The organism is Streptomyces sp. NPDC058646 (assembly GCF_042716875.1).
Taxonomy (GTDB): Bacteria; Actinomycetota; Actinomycetes; order Streptomycetales; family Streptomycetaceae; genus Streptomyces.
In genome coordinates this window covers 114,898-135,224 of sequence record NZ_JBHXRK010000004.1, presented here as the reverse complement: position 1 = coordinate 135,224, position 20,327 = coordinate 114,898, and the positions used below count along the sequence as shown (strand labels likewise).

The window sequence follows — 20,327 nt, the reverse complement described above, 5'->3', positions numbered from 1 at the left end:
TCCCTCGTGGAAAAAGCTACGGGCCACCACTGACAATGGGCTGGTGCAGCTGGAAGCGATCACATGGCAGCGGATGGCCGAGCGGCTCGCCGCCCACCTCGGCGACGGTGCGCCCGACCCCGGACAGGGCGTCTGGCAGCGGGTGGGCATCGACGGGGCGCCCGCCGCGGGCACGGCCGTCCTCGCCGGTCACCTCGCCGGGGAACTGCGGCTGCGCGGCCGGGCGGTGCTCGTGGTCCCGGCCGAGGGGTTCCTGCGACCGGCCTCCCTGCGCTTCGAGTTCGGCCGGGAGGACGTGGACACCTACCTGGCCGGCTGGTACGACACCGCCGCGCTGTGGCGCGAGGTGTTCGGCCCGACGGACCCCGGCGGCACCGGGCGGGTGCTGCCCGACCTGTGGGACCCGGTGACCGACCGGGCGACCCGCAGCCCGTACGCCGAACTCCCGCCCGGCGCCGTGGTGATCGTGCACGGCCCGCTGCTGCTGGGCCACTGGTTCCCCTTCGACCTCAGCATCCACATCCGGCTCTCCCCGGCGGCCCTCGCCCGCCGCACCGAGGAGTCCGCGCGCTGGACGCTGCCCGCCTTCGCCCGCTACGAGGCCGACACCGACCCGGCGTCGACCGCCGACGCGGTGGTCCGGGCCGACGACCCGCGCCACCCGGCCTGGACGGGCCTGCGGCCCCGGTAGCCGGACCGGACCCCGCCCGGCAGGACGCCCCCTCAAGGCCTGCCGCCCAGCCGGGTGACCGCAAGGGCCGCCGCCCGGCAGCCCGCGCGGGCCGCTTCGGCCGGGGCGGCGCCCGCCAGCCGGGCCGCGAGGAACCCGCCGGTGAAGGCGTCCCCGGCGCCCGTCGAGTCCAGCGCCTCGGCCGGTTCCGCGGCGACCTCGGCGGTGACCCGGCCCTCCTCGGCGACCAGCGCCCCGCCCGCGCCCCGGGTCACCACCACCAGCGGCACCCGCCGGCTCAGCTCCGCCGCCGCGCGCGCCGCCCCGGCCGTCTGCGGCAGGCCGGCCAGCAGCCGGGCCTCGTCCTCGTTGGGCAGCAGTACGCAGGCCCCCGCCACGGAATCGAGGAAGCGCCGCGGCCCCAGCGCGAGCAGGAACCCGGCCGAGGCCGGGTCCACGCTCACCGGCACCCCCCGGGCCCGGGCGGCCCGCAGCGCGACGAGGGCCAGGTCCCGGCTGCTGTCGGCGAAGAACAGGTAGCCGGAGAGGTGCAGATGGGCCGCCCCGTCCAGCAGCGACGGCACCCAGTCGGCGGGGGTGAGCCGCAGCGAGGCCCCGCTGTCGGTGAGGAAGGTCCGCTCCGCGTCCTTGCCCACCAGGGCCACCACCGTCCCGGTCGGCTCCTCCTCGTCGATCACCAGCCGGGGCCGTACCCCCGCCGCGAGCAGCGCCCGCTCGTGCCATCCCGCGGAACCCGCGCCGACCCGGGCGAGGAGCCGCACCTCCTGCGCCCCCGTACGGACCGCCCAGCAGGCCGCGTTCGCCCCCGCACCGCCCGGCAGGGTCCGGATCCGGGCGGCCGTGTCCGTGGCCGGCGACAGGGGCTCCGCGTACACCGCCACCACGTCCGTCACCACGTCCCCGACGACGACCAGCGCCCCCGCCCCGGTCACGCCCGCTCCGCCCAGGCCCCCGCGATCCGGGCCCCGAGCCGCACGTTGCCCCGTACCGCCGCCAGGTTCGCCTCCAGCGAGGCACCGCCGGTCGCCCGTACCAGGAACCCCAGCAGGAAGGGGGTCACCGCCTGCCCCGTGATCCCCTCCTTGCGGCAGGCCGCGAGCGCCTCGGCCAGCACGCGGTCGTGGAGGTCCGGATCCAGCTGGTCCGCCTCCGCCACCGGATGGGCCACCAGCAGCGCCGACCCGGGGCCCCCGAGCGCGTCCTGAGCGGCCATCACCGCCGCGACCTCCTCGGGCCGGTCCACGCGCCAGTCCACCGGCTCCCCGGAATCGGCCAGGTAGAACCCCGGGAACCGCTGCGTCCGGTACCCCAGCACCCCGACCCCCAGCGTCTCCAGCCGCTGGAGGGTGGCCGGAACGTCCAGGATCGACTTCACCCCCGCGCACACCACCGTGATCCGCGTCCGCGCCAGGAGAGACAGGTCCGCCGACTCGTCCTGCGTCTGCGCCCATTCCCGGTGCACGCCGCCCAGCCCGCCCGTGGCGAAGACCCGCAGGCCCGCCCGCGCGGCCAGGAAGGCCGTGGCGGACACCGTCGTCGCCCCGGTCGCCCCCGTGGCCAGCGCGGGCGCCAGGTCCCGGTGGCCGAGCTTGCGTACGCCCTCACCGCCCGCGATCCGCTCCAGCTGCGCCTTGTCCAGCCCCGCGTACGCCACCCCGTCGAGCACCGCGACCGTCGCCGGGACGGCGCCCTCCGCCCGCACCAGCGCCTCCAGCTCCTCGCCGACCGCCAGGTTGCGGGGGCGGGGCAGCCCGTGCGCGATGATCGTCGACTCCAGGGCCACGACGGGCCGCCGCCGGGCGAGCGCCTCGCGCACCTCCTCCGAGAGGACCGGGCCGCCGGACAGGGATCCCTCTGCTCTGTGCTGTGACATGTCCCCATCCATGGCTCCGGATGCGCGCCCCCAAACGCACTTCCGCCCCACCCGTCCCGACCTGTCCGAGGACCGCCCCCTCCGCTGCCCCCGCGCCTTCTCCGGCGTGTCGGCGCGGGCGACGCCCTGCCGCACCCGCGCACGGCCGGGGACGTGCCCGCGGCCCTGCCCGAGAACCTGCGGGTACCGTGCCCAGCGCCCTGCTCACCGTCCACCTGCGCTGACGAGGGGCCGCGCCGGACCCGGGCGCGGAGCGAGGCCCCGCACGTACGCGAAGGGGCCGGGGGAGGGACCGTCGGCTCGCAGCCGTGGCACCGGCACGCTCCGACCGGCGCCGTCCTGCGGCCCGCACACCCCGGCCGGGCGCTGGACAGAGTGACGCGTCCGCCCCGCCGGCGCTGGACGCTCCGGTCACCGCGGCCGGCGGTGCGGGCGCACTAGGGTGCGCGTCATGAGCACCAGTGACCACAGCGCCGCCCCCGCCTCCTTCGCCGTCTCCGTACCGGAGGTCCCGGACGCCGACCTGGAGATGGAGGAGCTGGATCCGGAACAGGTCCTCTCCGGTGCACCGGTGGTCACCGGCAAGGTGCTGTGGGAGTCCCCGGACGGCAAGCAGCTGCGCGGGATCTGGCAGATCACCCCCGGGGTGGTCACCGACACCGAGGCCGACGAGCTGTTCGTGGTGGTCAGCGGCCGCGCCACCATCGAGGTCGAGGGCGGCGCGACGATGGAGGTCGGCTCCGGGTCCGCCTGCGTGCTCCGCGAGGGCGACCGGACCACCTGGACCGTGCACGAGACGCTCCGCAAGGCGTACCACATCAGCCTTCCGTGACACCGTCCCCGACACCCTCCGCGGGCGCGCCCCTCAGGCGTCGGTGCCCTTCACGTCGGTGCCCTTCACGTCGGTGTCCTGGACGTCCGTGACCCGACCTTCGTCCCCCGCGCCCTTCAGGTCCTTCGCCGGCGCCGGGTACCGGCGCGCGGTGAAGAGCGCGAGCGCCGCCATCGGCAGCAGCAGGGCGGCGCCGATGGCGTTCAACCAGCCGTAGCCCGCCTGCGCCATGACGAGGCCGGAGGCGGCTCCGCCCACCCCCGCGGCGGTGTTCATCGTCAGGTCGCTCAAGCCCTGTACGGCGGCCCGCGCGGGCTGCGGCACCGAGTCGGTGAGCAGGGCCGAGCCGGACACCATCCCGGCGGACCAGCCGAGGCCCAGCAGGAAGAGGCCGAGCGTGGTCCGGCCGTGGTGCGGCCCGGCCGTGCCCGCGAGCAGTGCGGCGACGGACAGCAGCCCCGCCGCCAGGCCGATCACCGACAGCCGGCCCAGGCGGTCGGCGAGCCACCCCATCACCGGCGAGAACGCGAACATGCCCGCGATGTGCACGCTGATCACCAGGCCGATGAGCTCCAGCCCGGCTCCGTGGTGGCTGAGGTCCATCGGGGTCATCACCATGATCGAGACCATGGTGGTGTGGGACACCGCGACGGTCAGCAGCGCGAGCCGCGCCCGCGGGGAGGCCTTGACGGCGGCGACCCCGGCGCGCAGCGAGTGCCCTGCGCGGCCCTGCTCCCCGGGGGAGGCCAGTGCCCGGGCCGTCAGCAGGGGGTCCGGGCGCAGGAGCACGGCTATCAGGGCGCCGGTGAGCAGGAAGACGGCCGCGGCCCACACGAAGGGCCCGGCCGTCTGGGGTATGGAGGTCCCGGCGAAGCTGCGGCTGGCCGGGGCGGACAGGTTGGGGCCGAGCACCGCGCCGATGGTGGAGGCCCACACGACGAGGGAGATCGCCCGGGCCCGGTGGTCCGGGGCCGCGAGGTCGGCGGCGGCGAACCGGGACTGGAGGTTCGCTGAGGAGGCGGCGCCGAACGCGGCCATGCCGAGCAGCAGCAGCGGGAAGTTCTTGATCGTGGCGGCGAGTACGACGAGGCACGCACCCGCCGCGCCGATCGCGTAGGCCAGGACCAGCCCGGGCCGGCGCCCGCGCGCGGTCATCAGGGCGGCGAGCGGGAGCGAGACCAGGGCGGTGCCGATCACGGCGGCGGTGGAGGCCAGGCCGGACATGGCCTCGGTGCCGCTGACCTCGGTCGCCAGTACCGGGGCCAGGGCGATGCTGATCGGCACGCCGATACCGCCCAGGACCTGGCTGGCGATCAGCACCCCGGAGGTGCGCCGCTGCAGCCGGGGCAGGTCCGCCGCCGAGACCGCCGGAGCCGGGCGGCCGGTGTCCGGTGCGGCGCTCACGCGGTACACCCCCTTCGGGGGAGCGGGGCGCGGCGGGGGACTGCGGAGCCTGGGGCGACGGCAGGAGTGGTCACCGCGGCAGTTTCCCACCCCTCACCCCGCCGCGAAACCGGGTATTCCAGCTCCTGGCCGGCCGCCCGACGGGACCGTGCGCCGGCCCGGTCCGCCGAGCCCCACCAGGCCGGTCCGCCAGGGCCCGCCGACCGGGGCCGGGAACCCGGGTGACCGGCGCCGACCGGGGTACCGGAGCCGCCCGGGTGACCGGCGCCGACCGGGCCCGGCGCCGGCCGGGCCGCCGGCCGGGACCTCGCGCCGCCGGGCGGCGGTCCGGCCTCAGAACAGCGGCTGCGGGAGGACGCCCTCCAGGGCGAGCAGGATCCGCTTGGTCTCCACGCCGCCGCCGAAGCCCCCGATCCCGCCGTCGTTCTCCACGACCCGGTGGCAGGCCACCACCAGCGGCAGCGGGTTCGACCCCATGGCGTTGCCCACGGCCTGGGCGGCCCCGGGCTGTCCCACCCGGGCGGCCAGCTCCCCGTACCCCACGACCGCCCCGTACGGCACCGAGCGGTCCAGCTCCTGGAGGACCTGCCGGTTGAAGCCGGAGCTGAGCCGCCAGTCCAGTGGCAGCTCGAAGCGCTTCAGGGACCCGGAGAAGTACGCGGCCAGCTGGCGCACGGGCTCGGCCAGCAGCTCCTCCTCCCCCGGTGCGGGCCGCCGGGCGTCGGCGCCGAGCCGGGAGACGAGCGGGCCGATCATGGCGTCGATCCGGTCCGGCCCGGCATGGAACTCGACCCGGACCAGCCCCTCCGGGGTCGCGGCCACGAGCACGGGTCCGATGCCGGTGCCGCCGTCGGGGACGACGGTCCATTCGAGGTGCGGCCCGCGGGGCCGCTCGGTGGTGTCCACCCGTCCACGGTACGGCGCGCCCGCGACAAGCCTGCCCGCCCGGCGGCTCAGAACCCGTCGACGGCGTCCTGGACCACGTCCGGGGCGTTGGTGATGATCCCGTCCACACCCATGTCCCGGACCTTCCGGGCGGTCGCGGCGTCGTCCACGATCCAGGTGTCCACCTCCAGAGCCTTGCCGTGGGCGCCCAGCAGGCCGTGCACCGCCGCGACCCAGTCGGCCGAGATCGTGGTGTGCCACGGGTTGATCCGGTCGGTGAACTCCGCGTACCGGGGGAGGTCCGCCACGGGAGGGGTGCCCAGGAAGGCCGTCACGAGGTCCGGGCGGAGCCGGTGCACGCTGCGTACGCAGTCGGCGCTGAAGCTCTGTACGACCAGGCGCCGCGCGACGTGGCGCTCGTCGAGCCAGCCGGTCTCGTCCAGGACCTTCAGGGTCTGCTCCTCGATCCCCGGGTACAGCTCCGGCTTCTTGATCTCCAGGAGCAGCCGCTGCTGGTTGCGCTGGACCCGGTTCATGTACTCCCGCAGCGTCGGCACCCGGGCACCCGTGAACTCCTCGCCGAACCAGCTGCCCGCGTCCAGCCGGGCGATCTCGGCGGCCGTGAAGTCCTTCACCTTCCACGGGGAGCGGCCCGGGAACACCTGCTCGACGTCGGTGGTCCGGTTCAGGGTGTCGTCGTGGATCACCACCAGCTCGCCGTCCTTGGTGCGCTGGACGTCGTTCTCGACCCAGTCGAAGCCCAGCCGCATGGCGAGGTCGATCGCGTCGAGGGTGTTCTCCGGGGCGTAGGCCGAGGCTCCCCGGTGGGCGTAGACGACGGGCCCCGACAGCCCGTCCAGGGGGCCGCCGGGGAGGGGGAGCGCGCGGAAGGTCCCGGCGGGGGCGGTGGGCGCGGCGGGGACGGCGGAGGTGGCGGAGGAGGCTGTCCCGGCGAGCGCGGTGAGGGTGAGCCCCGTCAGGGCGGCGAAGGCGGCGGCGGCCGCGGCGGCGGGTCGGACGACGTACATGTGCGTTCTCCTCGGGTCGTGAGCCCTGGTCCTGCGTCAGACATGTGCGGAGCGACAGACGTTGCACCGATGCACTTCACGGCGGGGCCTGCACGGCGATCATGGGGTTGAAGATCACCGGGCCGCCACCGAACTACGACAAACGGACCAGAACGAATGAGATCCGCTCGGGCGGCCCCCGCGCCCGCGACCCGCCGGGCCGGCGGCGCGCCGGACCGGCCCGAGCGGTGCGGGAAACCCGGTGGGGGCGCGTGCGTGTCAGTGGGGGGTCGTACGGTGGAGTCATGCGGCCCGTATCGAAGATCGAACGCACGGTGGCGCCTTTCGAGGTCGTCAGCCCCTACCAGCCCAGCGGCGACCAGCCGGCGGCCATCGCCGAGCTGGAGAAGCGCATCCGTGCAGGTGAGAAGGACGTCGTCCTGCTGGGTGCGACCGGCACCGGCAAGTCGGCGACCACCGCCTGGATGATCGAGAAGCTCCAGCGCCCGACCCTGGTCATGGCGCCGAACAAGACCCTCGCCGCGCAGCTGGCGAACGAGTTCCGCGAGCTCCTGCCGAACAACGCCGTCGAGTACTTCGTCTCGTACTACGACTACTACCAGCCCGAGGCGTACGTACCGCAGTCGGACACCTACATCGAGAAGGACTCCTCGATCAACGAGGAGGTGGAGCGGCTGCGGCACTCCGCGACCAACTCGCTGCTGACCCGGCGCGACGTGATCGTCGTCGCCTCCGTGTCCTGCATCTACGGCCTCGGCACCCCCCAGGAGTACGTGGACCGCATGGTCTCCCTCAAGGTCGGCGAGGAGACCGACCGGGACCAGCTGCTGCGCCGTTTCGTCGACATCCAGTACACGCGCAACGACGTGGCCTTCACCCGCGGCACCTTCCGGGTGCGCGGCGACACCATCGAGATCTTCCCGGTCTACGAGGAACTGGCCGTCCGCATCGAGATGTTCGGCGACGAGATCGAGGCCCTCTCCACCCTGCACCCGCTGACCGGCGAGGTCATCAGCGAGGACCGCGAGCTGTACGTCTTCCCCGCAAGCCACTACGTCGCCGGCCCCGAGCGCATGGAGAAGGCGGTCCGCGGCATCGAGGCGGAGCTGACCGAGCGCCTCGCCGAGCTGGAGAAGCAGGGCAAGATGCTGGAGGCGCAGCGCCTGCGCATGCGCACCACCTACGACCTGGAGATGATGCGCCAGATCGGGTCCTGCTCCGGCATCGAGAACTACTCGCTGCACATGGACGACCGCGAGCGCGGCTCCGCGCCGAACACGCTCATCGACTACTTCCCCGAGGACTTCCTCCTCGTCATCGACGAGTCGCACGTCACCGTGCCGCAGATCGGCGCGATGTACGAGGGCGACGCCTCGCGCAAGCGGACCCTGGTCGACCACGGCTTCCGGCTGCCGTCCGCGCTCGACAACCGGCCGTTGAAGTGGGAGGAGTTCCAGGAGCGGATCGGCCAGACCGTCTACCTGTCGGCGACCCCCGGCAAGTACGAGCTCTCGCGCGGCGACGGCTTCGTCGAGCAGATCATCCGCCCCACCGGCCTCATCGACCCCGAGGTCGTCGTCAAGCCCACCGAGGGCCAGATCGACGACCTGGTGCACGAGATCCGGCAGCGGGTGGAGAAGGACGAGCGGGTCCTGGTCACCACCCTCACCAAGAAGATGTCCGAGGACCTCACGGACTACTTCCTGGAACTCGGCATCCAGGTCCGCTACCTGCACAGCGACGTGGACACCCTGCGCCGCATCGAGCTGCTGCGCGAGCTGCGTGCCGGCGAGTACGACGTCCTGGTCGGCATCAACCTGCTCCGCGAGGGCCTCGACCTGCCCGAGGTGTCCCTGGTGGCGATCCTCGACGCGGACAAGGAGGGCTTCCTGCGCTCGGGGACCTCCCTGATCCAGACCATCGGCCGCGCCGCCCGCAACGTGTCCGGACAGGTGCACATGTACGCGGACAAGATGACCCCGGCGATGGAGAAGGCCATCGACGAGACCAACCGGCGCCGCGAGAAGCAGATCGCCTACAACACGGCCAACGGGATCGACCCCCAGCCGCTGCGCAAGAAGATCAACGACATCGTCGCCACCATCGCCCGCGAGGAGCTCGACACCGAGGAGCTCCTCGGCACCGGTTACCGGCAGGACGGCAAGGGCGCGAAGGCGCCCGTCCCCGCGCTCGGCGGCAAGGCGGCCGCGGCGAAGGCGGGCAAGGCAGCCAAGGGAGCCCGGGGAGCCCAGGCCGGGGAGGTGCTCACCGACCGGCCCGCCGCCGAACTGGCCTCTCTCATCGAGCAGATGACCGAGCGCATGCGCGGAGCGGCCGCCGAGTTGCAGTTCGAGGTGGCGGCCCGGATCCGCGACGAGGTGAGCGAGCTGAAGAAGGAGCTGCGGCAGATGAAGGAAGCGGGCCTCGCCTGACAGGGAGCCTGTCAGTAGGGTTGTGCCGCAGCCGCAGGTACATGCTGCGCCGCGCCGTCGGACGGGGCGGGCTATGGAGAGGGGACAGCACGTGACGGTCAACATGACCAAGGGTCAGGCCATCAGTCTGCAGAAGGCGGACGGGGGTACGCTGACCGCGGTCCGGATGGGCCTCGGCTGGCAGGCGGCGAAGCGCCGCGGGCTGTTCGGGTCGCGGACCCGGGAGATCGACCTGGACGCCTCGGCGGTACTCTTCGCCGACAAGCAGCCCGTGGACGTCGTCTTCTTCCGCCACCTGCAGAGCGACGACGGCTCGGTCCGGCACACCGGCGACAACCTCGTCGGCGGCGTCGGCCAGGGCGGGGACGACGAGGCGATCCTCGTCGACCTGCAGCGCGTTCCGGTGCACATCGACCAGATCGTCTTCACGGTGAACTCCTTCACCGGCCAGACCTTCCAGGAAGTGCAGAACGCGTTCTGCCGCATCGTCGACGAGACGAACGGCCAGGAGATGGCCCGCTACACCCTGGACGGCGGCGGCCAGTACACCGCGCAGATCATGGCGAAGGTGTCCCGCGTGGGCGCCGGCTGGCAGATGACGGCCCTCGGCAACCCGGCCAACGGCCGGACGTTCCAGGACCTGATGCCGGCGATCCTGCCGCACCTGTAGGACGTACGGAACAAAAGGAAAAGGCACGGGGGAGGAGCTGCACGATGACGGCCGAACTGGTCCGGGGGCAGAACCACCCCGTGTCCCACAGCCGGGTGGAGGTCAGGGTCTCCGCGGGCACACCCGTGCTCGCACTGGCCTCGGCCGTCGGCGACGACGGGCGGCTGCCCGGCCCCGGCGCGGTGGCCCACCCCGGTGCCCGGCACCTGCCGGGTCTCCAGGTGCCCGAGGCGGTGGCCCGGCAGCACCGGATCGCCGTCGACCTCGACGCCGTCGGGGACACCGTGCAGCGCGTCGGCGTGCTGCTCGTCCTGCCCCCCGGCGGCCCGGCGCGCTTCGGCGAGGTCGCCGCCTCCTACGTGGCCGTGGCCGGCCCGGACGGCGCGGAGATCGCCGGGTACACCGTGACCGGGCTGGAGGACGAGACCGCCGTGATCGCCCTGGAGCTCTACCGGCGCCAGGGCGCCTGGAAGGTCCGCGCCGTCGGGCAGGGCTACGCCGGCGGACTGTCCGCCCTCCTCGCCGACGCGGGCCTGCCCGCCCCGGCCGCCGCCGAGGTCGCCGCCGCGGCCACGGGCCTCGCGCCGTCGGGGGACATCACCCTCGCCGCGCTGCCCACCGGCGCCGCACCGACGGTCCCGCGCGGGCTGCGCGCCCCGCAGGACACGGCGCCGGGCCCCGTGCCCCCGCCCGTCCCGCCGGACCCGGTGCCCGTCAGCGGGGTCCCGTACCCGGGGACTCCCGGCCCGGCACCCGCCGCCGACGCCCCGGGCTCCCCGCCCACCATCAGCTACGCCCACCCGCGCCGCCGTCGCAGCAGCACCGAGCCGCCCGAGCCGGCGCCGCGGGCCGCCGCCGCGCCACAGCCCGGCCAGCCCCCGCTCCCCGTGGCCGGGGACGCCAGCGGCTGGTCCATGGAGGAGCGGCTCTACAACCAGGTGTGGGGCATGTTCGAGGACATGGCCCGAACCGTCGCCGCCTACCGCAGCGCCGTCGAGTTCGCCGACTCCCGCATGGACCGCGAGCTCGACGAGGTCCTGTCCGACCCCCGCCACCGCCTCGGCGGCTCCGGGAACGCCGCCCGCGACACCGCGCGGGCCCGGCGCGACGAGCTCGTCGCCCAGGCCAGGACCGTCCTCGACCGGGACCTCGCCCAGCTGACCGCCGAGTGCGAGGTGGTCGAGCCCGCACTGCCGGCCCCCTACGCCCGCTGGGACAACCCCGTCTGGCACGGCCACCGGACACCCGAGGAGGGCCCGCTGGCCCTGCGCCTGGGCGACCTGCACCTGCCCGAACGGCCCGCCCTGCGCATCCCCATGCTGGTCCGGGTCCCGCTGGAGCGCGGGCTCTGGATCGACAACGGCCGCACCGGCTCCGAAGCCGCGATGACCATGGACACCGACCGGCTGCGCCGGGCCGCCATGGACATGGCCGTCGCGCACGCCGTGCGGCTGCTCGCGGCCCACCCCGCCGACCGGTTCTCCGTCCACGTCATCGACGCGGCCGGCGCCGGAGCCGCCTCGCTCGCGCCGCTGGTGCGGGCCGGGGTGCTGGCCGCGCCGCCCGCGGCGGGGGCCGCGGGGGTCACCCAGACCCTGGCGGGGCTGACCCGCCGGGTGGACCTCGTACAGATGGCGCTGCGGGCCGGCGCCCCCGAGGACCTGCCGCCGGACGTGGACACGGCCGAGCAGCTGCTGATCGTGCACGACTTCCCGCACGGCTTCGACGACCGCGCGGTCACCCAGCTCCGCTACCTCGCCGACGAGGGCTCGGCCGTCGGCGTGCACCTGCTGATGGTCGCGGACCGTGACGAGGCCTCGGCCTACGGACCGCTGCTGGACCCGCTGTGGCGTTCGCTGATGCGGCTGTCGCCGGTCCCGGACAACCATCTCGCCGACCCCTGGGTCGGGCACGCCTGGACCTTCGAGCCGGACCTGCCTCCGCAGGGCAGCCGGGTCCTGGACCAGGCCCTGGAGCGGATCGCACAGGCCCGGCGGACCGCCCGACCGTGACGGCCGGCGGCACACGGATGACCTGCCGCTGACCAGTCCTTGGGACTCCCTTTACCTTTCCTGCCTCCGGCGGGTAGGCTGTGGCGTGCGGAGGGGAGTATTCCTGCTTTCCTGCTACGGCGTGCCCGTCAATACGGACCGGTTCGGTCAACCACTCGGTTGCTGGACGCAGTCGGTCCCGGGGCGTCGGCCCACGGCCTCCAGGTCGCCCGGGTGGAAGAGACCTCCGGCAGCGATGACGCTGACGAAGTGCTGAGCCATCCCGCCGGAGGCGTGTTCACCGTGGAAGTTTCCTGGGCCCTTTGGGCTGCGACCATTCTTGGTCTGTCCCTCCTCATCGGCGCCGATTTCTTCATCGGCCGCAAGCCCCACGACGTATCGATCAAGGAAGCGGGCACCTGGACGGTCGTCTGGATCGTCCTCGCCGCGCTCTTCGGCCTCGGCCTGTGGTTCTTCGGGAACGGTCAGGCCTCCCAGGAGTTCTTCGCGGGCTTCATCACCGAGAAGTCCCTGAGCGTCGACAACCTCTTCGTCTTCGTCCTGATCATGGCGAAGTTCGCGGTGCCCTCCCACCTCCAGCAGCGCGTCCTGCTCGTGGGCGTGCTCATCGCCCTGGTGCTGCGCGCGATCTTCATCGCGGCCGGCGCGGCGATCATCGCCAGCTTCTCCTGGGTCTTCTACATCTTCGGCGCCTTCCTGATCTACACGGCGTGGAAGCTGATCCAGGAGGCCCGCAAGGACGAGGAGGACGAGGAGTTCGAGGAGAACCGCCTCCTCAAGTCCGTCGAGAAGAAGTTCGGCGTCGCCGACAAGTACCACGGCACCAAGCTCTTCATCCAGAGCAACGGCAAGCGCGTCCTGACCCCGCTGATGGTCGTCATGCTCGCCATCGGCACCACCGACGTGCTCTTCGCCCTGGACTCGATCCCCGCGATCTTCGGCCTCACCCAGGACCCGTACATCGTCTTCACCGCCAACGCCTTCGCGCTGATGGGCCTGCGCCAGCTGTACTTCCTCATCGGCGGTCTGCTCAAGAAGCTGGTCCACCTCAGCTACGGCCTGTCGATCATCCTCGGCTTCATCGGCGTCAAGCTGGTGCTGCACGCCCTGCACGAGTCCGGGGTGCACGTCCCCGTGATCTCGATCCCCGTCTCCCTCGGCGTGATCTGCGGCGTCCTGGTGATCACCACGATCACCAGTCTGGTGGCCTCCAAGAAGCAGGCGGCGGCCGAGGCCGCCGCCCGCCCGGAGAGCATCGACGCCTGAGCGGACCGGGCCCCGCGGCCCCGAAGCCCTAGACGGGGGCGGCCGAAGCGGCCGCCCCCGTCTTCGCGCCCGCACCCCCGTCCCCGTCCGCGTCCCGGCCGGACCGCTGCCGGACCACCACCGGGTTCGTCTCCGGCAGCAGGGCGAAGCAGGCCAGGCTCAGCAGGGCGATCGCGGTCAGGTACACCGCCACCCCCCACGGCGGACCGGAGCCGTCCGCCAGCGCCGTCGCCACGATCGGGGTCAGCGCCCCGCCCAGCACGCCGCCCAGGTTGTAGCCGACGGCCGCGCCCGTGCAGCGGATCCGCGGGGCGTACAGCTCCGGCAGGTACGCCCCCACCACGGCGAACATCGTCACCATGCCCAGCAGCGCCCCGACGAAGCCCAGCGTCATCAGCAGCGGGTCGGCCGTGCTCAGCAGGGCCACCAGCGGGAACATCCACAGGGCGCAGGCCGCGCACCCGGCCAGGCACAGCGGCCGCCGCCCGTAGCGGTCGCCCAGCACCGCCACCAGCGGGGTCACCAGCCCCTTCAGGGCGACCGCGCCCATGATGCAGGCGAGGACCACCGTGCGGCCCATCCCGAGCCGCTCGGTGGCGTACGCGAGGGACCAGGTGGTGACCGCGTAGAAGACGGCGTAGCCCACGGCGAGCGCACCGCCGGTCAGCAGCAGCAGCCGCCAGTGACCCCGCACCACCTCGGCCAGCGGGGCCTCGGCCCGCCGCCCGGTCTCGGCGAGCGCGCGGAACTGCGGGGTCTCCTCCACCGAGCGGCGCAGCCACAGGCCGGCGAGCGCCAGCAGGCCGGCCGCCCAGAACGGCACCCTCCAGCCCCACGAGGTGAACCGGGCTTCGGACAGGGTCGCCGACAGGGCGAGGACCATGCCGTTGGCCAGCAGGAAGCCCACCGCCGGGCCGATCTGCGGGAAGCTCGACCACAGCCCGCGCCGCCGCTCGGGGGCGTGCTCGGCGGTCAGCAGCACCGCTCCGCCCCACTCGCCGCCGAGGCCGAGTCCTTGCAGGAAGCGCAGCAGGAGCAGCAGTACGGGCGCCGCCGTGCCGATCGACGCGTACGTCGGCACGCAGCCGACGGCCACCGTGGCGACGCCGGTCAGCAGCAGGGAACCCAGCAGGACCGGCCGCCGCCCGTAGCGGTCGCCGATGTGGCCGAACAGGGCGGAGCCCAGGGGGCGGGCGAGGAAGCCGACGCCGAAGGTGCCGAAAGCGGCGAGGGTCCCGGCGAGCGGGGAGAAGGAAGGGAAGAAGAGCGGGCCGAGCACCAGGGCGGCGGCCGTGCCGTAGACGAAGAAGTCGTAGAACTCGATCGCGGTCCCGGCGAGCGAGGCCGAGGCGAGCCGCAGCATGCCGGGACCGGTGGAACCGGCGGACGGGGCCGGGGAGGGGTCTTGTTGCATGGAGCAGCAAGTACCCCTTCCCCGGCCCTCAGGACGTGCGTTCGGTCATCATCGACCGGAAGGAATGCACCGCGTACCGAAGTTGACGCGTGGCGCGGTCTACCAGCCGCGCTCGCGCCATTCGGCGAGGTGCGGCCGCTCGGCACCGAGGGTGGTGTCGTTGCCGTGCCCGGGGTAGACCCAGGTCTCGTCCGGCAGCTGCTCGAAGAGCTTGTGCTGCACGTCGTCGATCAGCTGGACGAAGGCCTCCGGGTCGCCCCAGGTGTTGCCGACGCCGCCCGGGAAGAGGCAGTCCCCGGTGAACACGTGCGGGTGCCCGTGCGGGTCGTCGTAGATCAGGGCGATGGAGCCGGGGGTGTGGCCGACCAGGTGCCGCGCGGTCAGCTCGACCCGCCCGACGCGTACGGTGTCCCCGTCCGCGACCGGGACGTCGGTCGCCACCGGGATGCCCTCGGCGTCGTAGGCGCCCGCGTAGGTGGTCGCGCCCGTCGCCTCGACGACGCTCTGGAGCGCGCCCCAGTGGTCGCCGTGCCGGTGGGTGGTGACGACGGACTCGATGCCGTCGTCCCCGATCAGGCTCAGCAGCGCGTCCGCGTCCGCCGCCGCGTCGATCAGGAGCTGCTTGCCGGTGGCCCGGCAGCGCAGCAGGTAGGCGTTGTTGTTCATCGAGCCCACCGCGACCTTGGAAATCATCAGGTCCGCGAGTTCGTGCACGTCGGCCGGACCGCCGACCTTGACCGCTCCGCTGTACGTCATGTGTCGATCCTAGAGGTGTGCGTTCCGGGAGGTGCGCGTTCCTAGAGGGGCGGCAGCCCGGGCAGGCCGTCGCCGCCCTCGGCGGAGAGGCCCGCGCCCTTGGAGCCGCGCCCGGCCAGCCAGCCGAGCAGCTCGTCCGGGGGGCCGCTGACGGTCACCGGGGAGCCCTCGGAGCCGCCCGTGTGCCAGACCCGGTCGCCGGAGGGGGCGGACGCGGTCAGGGTCACCGGTGGGACCTCCGGGCGGCCGGACCAGCGGTCCGCGAGGAAGGCGATCTCGCGGTCGGTGAAGGCGGCCGGGAGGTCGGAGAGCTCGTAGCCGACGTCCAGGTCCACGTGGTGCAGCTCGACCTCGACGAGCCGGCGGAAGGGCACGTTGGCGGCGAGGTCGGTGACGCCGTTGCGCAGCTCGACCGTGCGGGACCAGTCCTGGGCGGGCTCGGAGGCGGCGAGGAAGCGCCCCGCGGAATCACGGAGGTCCGCCAGGTGTTCTTCCAGGGAGCGGCCGGCGTCGCGGGCGATGTCCTCGTCGCGCGCGGCGGCGCTCTCGTACATCGGGCGCCCCTCCAGGACGTTGACGAGGGCGTCCGCGTTGCGTGCGAGGTGGGCCAGGATGTGGCCCCGGCTCCAGCCGGGGAGATGTGACTCCTCGGCCAGGGCGGCGTTGTCCAGTTTCGCGACAGCGGTCAGCACTCGGTCCGTGGCTTCACGTACAGATCGCAGGTCGTGCACATGATCAGTCATGAAGCCGAGCCTAGTGGCTCGCCGCCCGTGGCCACACGATCGGGTGAAGGGGTCTGCGCAGTGCCGTAAATCGAATGTGCGTGCTATACGCTCGGAAGTCCAAGGACCCAGTCCAAACGCAGAGGCGCCCCCCATACCCTGGGACGGGGGCCCGTGCCCCCGCTCTCTCAAGAAAGGTGCGGACCGGCGTGACCGACCGTCTCATCGTTCGTGGCGCTCGCGAGCACAACCTGAAGAACGTCTCGCTCGACCTGCCCCGCGACTCACTCATCGTCTTCACCGGACTCTCCGGATCGGGCAAGTCCTCCCTGGCCTTCGACACGATCTTCGCCGAGGGCCAGCGCCGCTACGTCGAGTCGCTCTCGTCGTACGCCCGCCAGTTCCTCGGGCAGATGGACAAGCCCGACGTCGACTTCATCGAGGGCCTCTCCCCGGCCGTCTCGATCGACCAGAAGTCGACCTCGCGCAACCCGCGCTCGACCGTGGGCACCATCACCGAGGTCTACGACTACCTCCGCCTGCTGTTCGCCCGCATCGGCAAGCCGCACTGCCCCGAGTGCCGGCGCCCCATCTCGCGCCAGTCCCCGCAGGCGATCGTCGACAAGGTGCTCGCCCTTCCCGAGGGCAGCCGCTTCCAGGTCCTCTCGCCGCTGGTGCGCGAGCGCAAGGGCGAGTTCGTCGACCTCTTCGCCGACCTGCAGACCAAGGGTTACAGCCGGGCGCGGGTGGACGGGCAGACCATCCAGCTCTCCGAGCCGCCCGCGCTGAAGAAGCAGGAGAAGCACACCATCGAGGTGGTCATCGACCGCCTCACCGTCAAGGAGAGCGCCAAGCGCCGGCTCACCGACTCGGTGGAGACCGCCCTCGGCCTGTCCGGCGGCATGGTCATCCTGGACTTCGTCGACCTCGCCGAGGACGACCCCGAGCGCGAGCGGATGTACTCCGAGCACCTCTACTGCCCGTACGACGACCTGTCCTTCGAGGAGCTGGAGCCGCGCTCCTTCTCCTTCAACTCGCCCTTCGGCGCCTGCCCGGAGTGCACGGGCATCGGCACCCGCATGGAGGTCGACCCGGAGCTGATCGTCCCGGACGAGGACAAGTCCCTGGACGAGGGCGCGGTCTCGCCCTGGTCGCTCGGCCACACCAAGGACTACTTCCAGCGGCTGATCGGCGCGCTCGCCGGGGAGCTGGGCTTCCGCACGGACATCGCCTGGGCCGGACTGCCGCTGCGGGCGAGGAAAGCCCTGCTCTACGGGCACAAGACGCAGATCGAGGTCCGCTACCGCAACCGGTACGGGCGGGAGCGGGCCTACACGACGGCCTTCGAGGGCGCCGTGCCCTTCGTCAAGCGGCGGCACGCGGAATCCGAGAGCGACGCCAGCCGCGAGCGCTTCGAGGGCTACATGCGCGAGGTGCCCTGCCCGACCTGTGACGGGACCCGGCTCAAGCCGATCGTCCTCGCGGTGACCGTGATGGAGAAGTCCATCGCCGAGGTCGCCGCCATGTCGATCAGCGAGTGCGCGGACTTCCTGGGGCGGCTGCGCCTCGACGCCCGCGACAAGAAGATCGCCGAGCGGGTCCTCAAGGAGGTCAACGAGCGGCTGCGCTTCCTCGTGGACGTCGGACTGGACTACCTCTCGCTCAACCGCGCGGCCGGCACCCTGTCGGGCGGCGAGGCCCAGCGCATCCGCCTGGCCACGCAGATCGGCTCCGGCCTGGTCGGCGTGCTCTACGTGCTGGACGAGCCCTCCATCGGCCTGCACCAGCGGGACAACCACCGGCTGATCGAGACGCTGGTGCGGCTGCGGGACATGGGCAACACGCTCATCGTCGTCGAGCACGACGAGGACACCATCAAGGTGGCCGACTGGGTCGTCGACATCGGCCCCGGCGCGGGCGAGCACGGCGGCAAGGTGGTGCACAGCGGCTCGTTGAAGGAGCTGCTGAAGAACACCGAGTCGATGACCGGGCAGTACCTGTCGGGCAAGCGGTCCATTGCCATCCCGGACGTCCGCCGGCCCGTGAACGGCGAGCGGAAGCTCACCGTCCACGGTGCCAAGGAGAACAATCTGCGGGACATCGACGTGTCCTTCCCGCTGGGCGTGCTCACCGCGGTGACCGGTGTCTCGGGATCCGGCAAGTCCACGCTGGTCAACGACATCCTGTACACGCACCTGGCGCGCGAGCTGAACGGCGCCCGTTCGGTGCCCGGCCGCCACACCCGGGTCGACGGGGACGACCTCGTCGACAAGGTCGTGCACGTCGACCAGTCGCCGATCGGCCGGACCCCCCGGTCCAACCCGGCCACGTACACCGGCGTCTTCGACCACGTGCGCAAGCTCTTCGCGGAGACGATGGAGGCGAAGGTCCGCGGCTACCTGCCGGGCCGCTTCTCCTTCAACGTGAAGGGCGGCCGCTGCGAGAACTGCTCCGGCGACGGCACGATCAAGATCGAGATGAACTTCCTCCCGGACGTCTACGTCCCCTGCGAGGTCTGCCACGGCGACCGGTACAACCGGGAGACCCTGGAGGTCCACTACAAGGGCAAGTCCATCGCCGAGGTCCTCAACATGCCGATCGAGGAGGCGCTGGACTTCTTCGAGGCGGTGCCGACCATCTCGCGCCACCTGCGCACGCTGAACGAGGTCGGGCTGGGCTACGTCCGCCTCGGCCAGTCCGCGCCGACCCTGTCGGGCGGCGAGGCGCAGCGCGTGAAGCTGGCCTCCGAGCTCCAGAAGCGCTCGACGGGCCGGACGGTGTACGTCCTGGACGAGCCGACGACGGGTCTGCACTTCGAGGACATCTCGAAGCTGATCAAGGTGCTGTCGGGGCTGGTGGACAAGGGCAACTCGGTGATCGTCATCGAGCACAACCTGGACGTCATCAAGACCGCGGACTGGGTCATCGACATGGGCCCGGAGGGTGGTTACGGCGGCGGTATCGTCGTCGCCGAGGGCACACCGGAGCAGGTCGCCTCGGTGGGGGCCAGCCACACCGGCAAGTTCCTCCGGGACATCCTGGGCGCGGACCGGGTCTCCGACGCGGGGACGCCTGCGGCGCGGACCGCGGCGAAGAAGGCTCCGGCCAAGCGGGCTGCCGCCCCGGCGAAGAAGGCGGCGGCCACCGCGGCGAAGAAGGCCGCCCCGGCCAAGAAGGCGACGCGCGCCCGCAAGGCGTAGTCGCTGCGCTGTGCTCGGCGGGAAGGGGCCCGGCCTGTGGCCGGGCCCCGTCCCCGTCCCCGTCTGCGACGCCGCTGCCGGGGCCCCGCCCCCCGGACCCCGCAGCGGCCGGGCCGGCTGCCGGGGCTCCGCGTGGATCCCGCAGGCCGGGTCCCGCGCCGGGGCTCCGCCCGGGTCTCGCAGCGGCCGGGTCTCTTTCGCGTCCTGTCGGTGCTGCTGCTGGGCGCGTCCGGAGCCTGCATCGACCCGGCCCCTTTCGCGTCCTGGCGGGGGCGCCGCTGCCGGGGGCTCCGCCCGGTCCCGTAGCGGCCGGGTCTCTTTCGCGTCCTGTCGGCGGTGCCGCTGTCAGGGCTCGGCCCCCGGGCCCCGCGCCTCGGGCTCCGCTGGGAGGTGCCACCTGGCGGGGCCGGAGGGTGGGGTGCGGTTCTGTGTTCTTCGGGGCCGAGGGGGTCAGGTGGCGACGCCCACCGCGTGGCCGGGGCTCGCCGGGTCGGTCAGGGCGGTCAGGAGGGCGTGGGCGACGTCCGCGCGGGGGATGACCCGGCCCCCGGGGACGTTGCCGCCGACGACGCGGCGGTAGGTGCCCGTCCCGGGCCTGTTCAGCAGGCGGGGAGGGCGGATCACCGTCCACTGCGTGCGGCTGGCGGCGATGACCGCCTCCATGACCGCGAGGTCCGCGTACAGGTCCCGCAGGACCCGCCGCAGGACGGGCAGGAGCACCGCCCGCGTGAAGATCCCGTCGCCCGGCACGTCCGGCCCGACCGGGGCCGCGCTGACGGCCGCCAGACGGGACACGCCCGCCCGCTCCATCGCCGCGAGGATGCCCCGCAGCGCCGGGCCGGTGACCGGGGCCGCCTTGGCCTGCTTGTTGCCGGCCGCACCGAGGGCCGAGACCACCGCCGACCGGCCCTCCAGCACGGGCACGAGCGCATCCGCGTCCGTCAGGTCGGCCACGACCGCCACCCGGAGCCGGTCGTGGGGCGCCACGTCCAGCCGGGCCGGGTCGCGGACGACGGCCGTCACCTCGTGGCCGGCGGCCAGTGCCTGCCTGACGACTTCCCGGCCCACGCCGCCCGTGGCCCCGAATACCGTGATTTCCATGCCCCCATCCTCGCCGGAGCGGGCAGGGTCCGGGACGGATC

16 protein-coding genes are annotated in these 20,327 nt (G+C 73.1%); 7 read left to right on the top strand and 9 right to left on the bottom strand.

The window, feature by feature from the left end; translation table 11 throughout:
• The first annotated feature begins 43 nt into the window (after positions 1–43).
• A complete protein-coding gene (locus ACFWUZ_RS07200; RefSeq protein WP_384368421.1) occupies positions 44–691 on the top strand; it encodes a uridine kinase in 648 nt (215 codons plus the stop codon).
• A gap of 32 nt (positions 692–723) precedes the next feature.
• Here ACFWUZ_RS07200 and ACFWUZ_RS07195 read toward each other — a convergent pair whose 3' ends face one another.
• A complete protein-coding gene (locus ACFWUZ_RS07195; protein WP_384368418.1) occupies positions 724–1,623 on the bottom strand; it encodes a carbohydrate kinase family protein in 900 nt (299 codons plus the stop codon).
• A complete protein-coding gene (locus tag ACFWUZ_RS07190) occupies positions 1,620–2,564 on the bottom strand; it encodes a pseudouridine-5'-phosphate glycosidase (RefSeq protein ID WP_384368415.1) in 945 nt (314 codons plus the stop codon). Before ACFWUZ_RS07190 ends, ACFWUZ_RS07195 begins: the two co-directional genes overlap by 4 nt.
• 451 nt (positions 2,565–3,015) lie before the next feature.
• Here ACFWUZ_RS07190 and ACFWUZ_RS07185 point away from each other — a divergent pair, with 451 nt between their 5' ends.
• On the top strand, positions 3,016–3,396 hold the full coding sequence (locus ACFWUZ_RS07185) for a cupin domain-containing protein (protein WP_384368412.1): 381 nt from the start codon (positions 3,016–3,018) through the stop codon (positions 3,394–3,396).
• Positions 3,397–3,429: 33 nt separating this feature from the next.
• On the opposite strand, the gene ACFWUZ_RS07180 is transcribed toward ACFWUZ_RS07185, so the two are convergent.
• The 3 genes from ACFWUZ_RS07180 to ACFWUZ_RS07170 all read right to left on the bottom strand — a co-directional run bounded on the left by ACFWUZ_RS07180 (position 3,430) and on the right by ACFWUZ_RS07170 (position 6,713).
• A complete protein-coding gene (locus ACFWUZ_RS07180; RefSeq protein WP_384368409.1) occupies positions 3,430–4,800 on the bottom strand; it encodes an MFS transporter in 1,371 nt (456 codons plus the stop codon).
• Between the two features lie 333 nt (positions 4,801–5,133).
• Positions 5,134–5,706 carry a methylated-DNA--[protein]-cysteine S-methyltransferase gene (locus ACFWUZ_RS07175; RefSeq protein ID WP_384368406.1) on the bottom strand — a complete coding sequence of 191 codons (573 nt, stop codon included), beginning with the start codon at positions 5,704–5,706 and terminating at the stop codon, positions 5,134–5,136.
• A gap of 47 nt (positions 5,707–5,753) precedes the next feature.
• The gene (locus ACFWUZ_RS07170; protein ID WP_384368403.1) at positions 5,754–6,713 is read right to left on the bottom strand and encodes a glycerophosphodiester phosphodiesterase; all 960 of its coding nucleotides are present in this window, start codon (positions 6,711–6,713) and stop codon (positions 5,754–5,756) included.
• A gap of 284 nt (positions 6,714–6,997) precedes the next feature.
• Here ACFWUZ_RS07170 and uvrB point away from each other — a divergent pair, with 284 nt between their 5' ends.
• The 4 genes from uvrB to ACFWUZ_RS07150 all read left to right on the top strand — a co-directional run bounded on the left by uvrB (position 6,998) and on the right by ACFWUZ_RS07150 (position 13,093).
• On the top strand, positions 6,998–9,145 hold the full coding sequence (gene uvrB, locus ACFWUZ_RS07165; protein ID WP_384368400.1) for an excinuclease ABC subunit UvrB: 2,148 nt from the start codon (positions 6,998–7,000) through the stop codon (positions 9,143–9,145).
• 91 nt (positions 9,146–9,236) lie between these two features.
• Positions 9,237–9,815, top strand: a complete 579-nt coding sequence (locus ACFWUZ_RS07160; RefSeq protein ID WP_384368863.1) for a TerD family protein — start codon at positions 9,237–9,239, stop codon at positions 9,813–9,815.
• A gap of 44 nt (positions 9,816–9,859) precedes the next feature.
• Complete coding sequence (locus ACFWUZ_RS07155; RefSeq protein ID WP_384368397.1) at positions 9,860–11,827, top strand: TerD family protein; 1,968 nt, start codon at positions 9,860–9,862, stop codon at positions 11,825–11,827.
• A 282-nt stretch (positions 11,828–12,109) separates the two neighbouring features.
• Positions 12,110–13,093, top strand: a complete 984-nt coding sequence (locus ACFWUZ_RS07150) for a TerC family protein (RefSeq protein WP_384368860.1) — start codon at positions 12,110–12,112, stop codon at positions 13,091–13,093.
• A gap of 28 nt (positions 13,094–13,121) precedes the next feature.
• Here the strand turns inward: ACFWUZ_RS07150 and ACFWUZ_RS07145 are convergent, their stop codons facing one another.
• The 3 genes from ACFWUZ_RS07145 to ACFWUZ_RS07135 all read right to left on the bottom strand — a co-directional run bounded on the left by ACFWUZ_RS07145 (position 13,122) and on the right by ACFWUZ_RS07135 (position 16,006).
• Positions 13,122–14,456 (bottom strand): MFS transporter, encoded by a 1,335-nt coding sequence (locus ACFWUZ_RS07145; protein ID WP_384368857.1) that lies wholly within the window; start codon positions 14,454–14,456, stop codon positions 13,122–13,124.
• 150 nt (positions 14,457–14,606) lie between these two features.
• On the bottom strand, positions 14,607–15,263 hold the full coding sequence (locus tag ACFWUZ_RS07140; protein ID WP_384368394.1) for an MBL fold metallo-hydrolase: 657 nt from the start codon (positions 15,261–15,263) through the stop codon (positions 14,607–14,609).
• Positions 15,264–15,304: 41 nt separating this feature from the next.
• The gene (locus tag ACFWUZ_RS07135; protein ID WP_384368391.1) at positions 15,305–16,006 is read right to left on the bottom strand and encodes a maleylpyruvate isomerase family mycothiol-dependent enzyme; all 702 of its coding nucleotides are present in this window, start codon (positions 16,004–16,006) and stop codon (positions 15,305–15,307) included.
• Positions 16,007–16,194: 188 nt separating this feature from the next.
• On the opposite strand from ACFWUZ_RS07135, the gene uvrA reads away from it, so the two are divergent.
• Complete coding sequence (gene uvrA / locus ACFWUZ_RS07130; protein ID WP_384368388.1) at positions 16,195–19,185, top strand: excinuclease ABC subunit UvrA; 2,991 nt, start codon at positions 16,195–16,197, stop codon at positions 19,183–19,185.
• A 450-nt stretch (positions 19,186–19,635) separates the two neighbouring features.
• Here the strand turns inward: uvrA and ACFWUZ_RS07125 are convergent, their stop codons facing one another.
• Positions 19,636–20,286, bottom strand: a complete 651-nt coding sequence (locus tag ACFWUZ_RS07125; RefSeq protein WP_384368385.1) for an NAD(P)-dependent oxidoreductase — start codon at positions 20,284–20,286, stop codon at positions 19,636–19,638.
• Positions 20,287–20,327 lie beyond the last annotated feature (41 nt).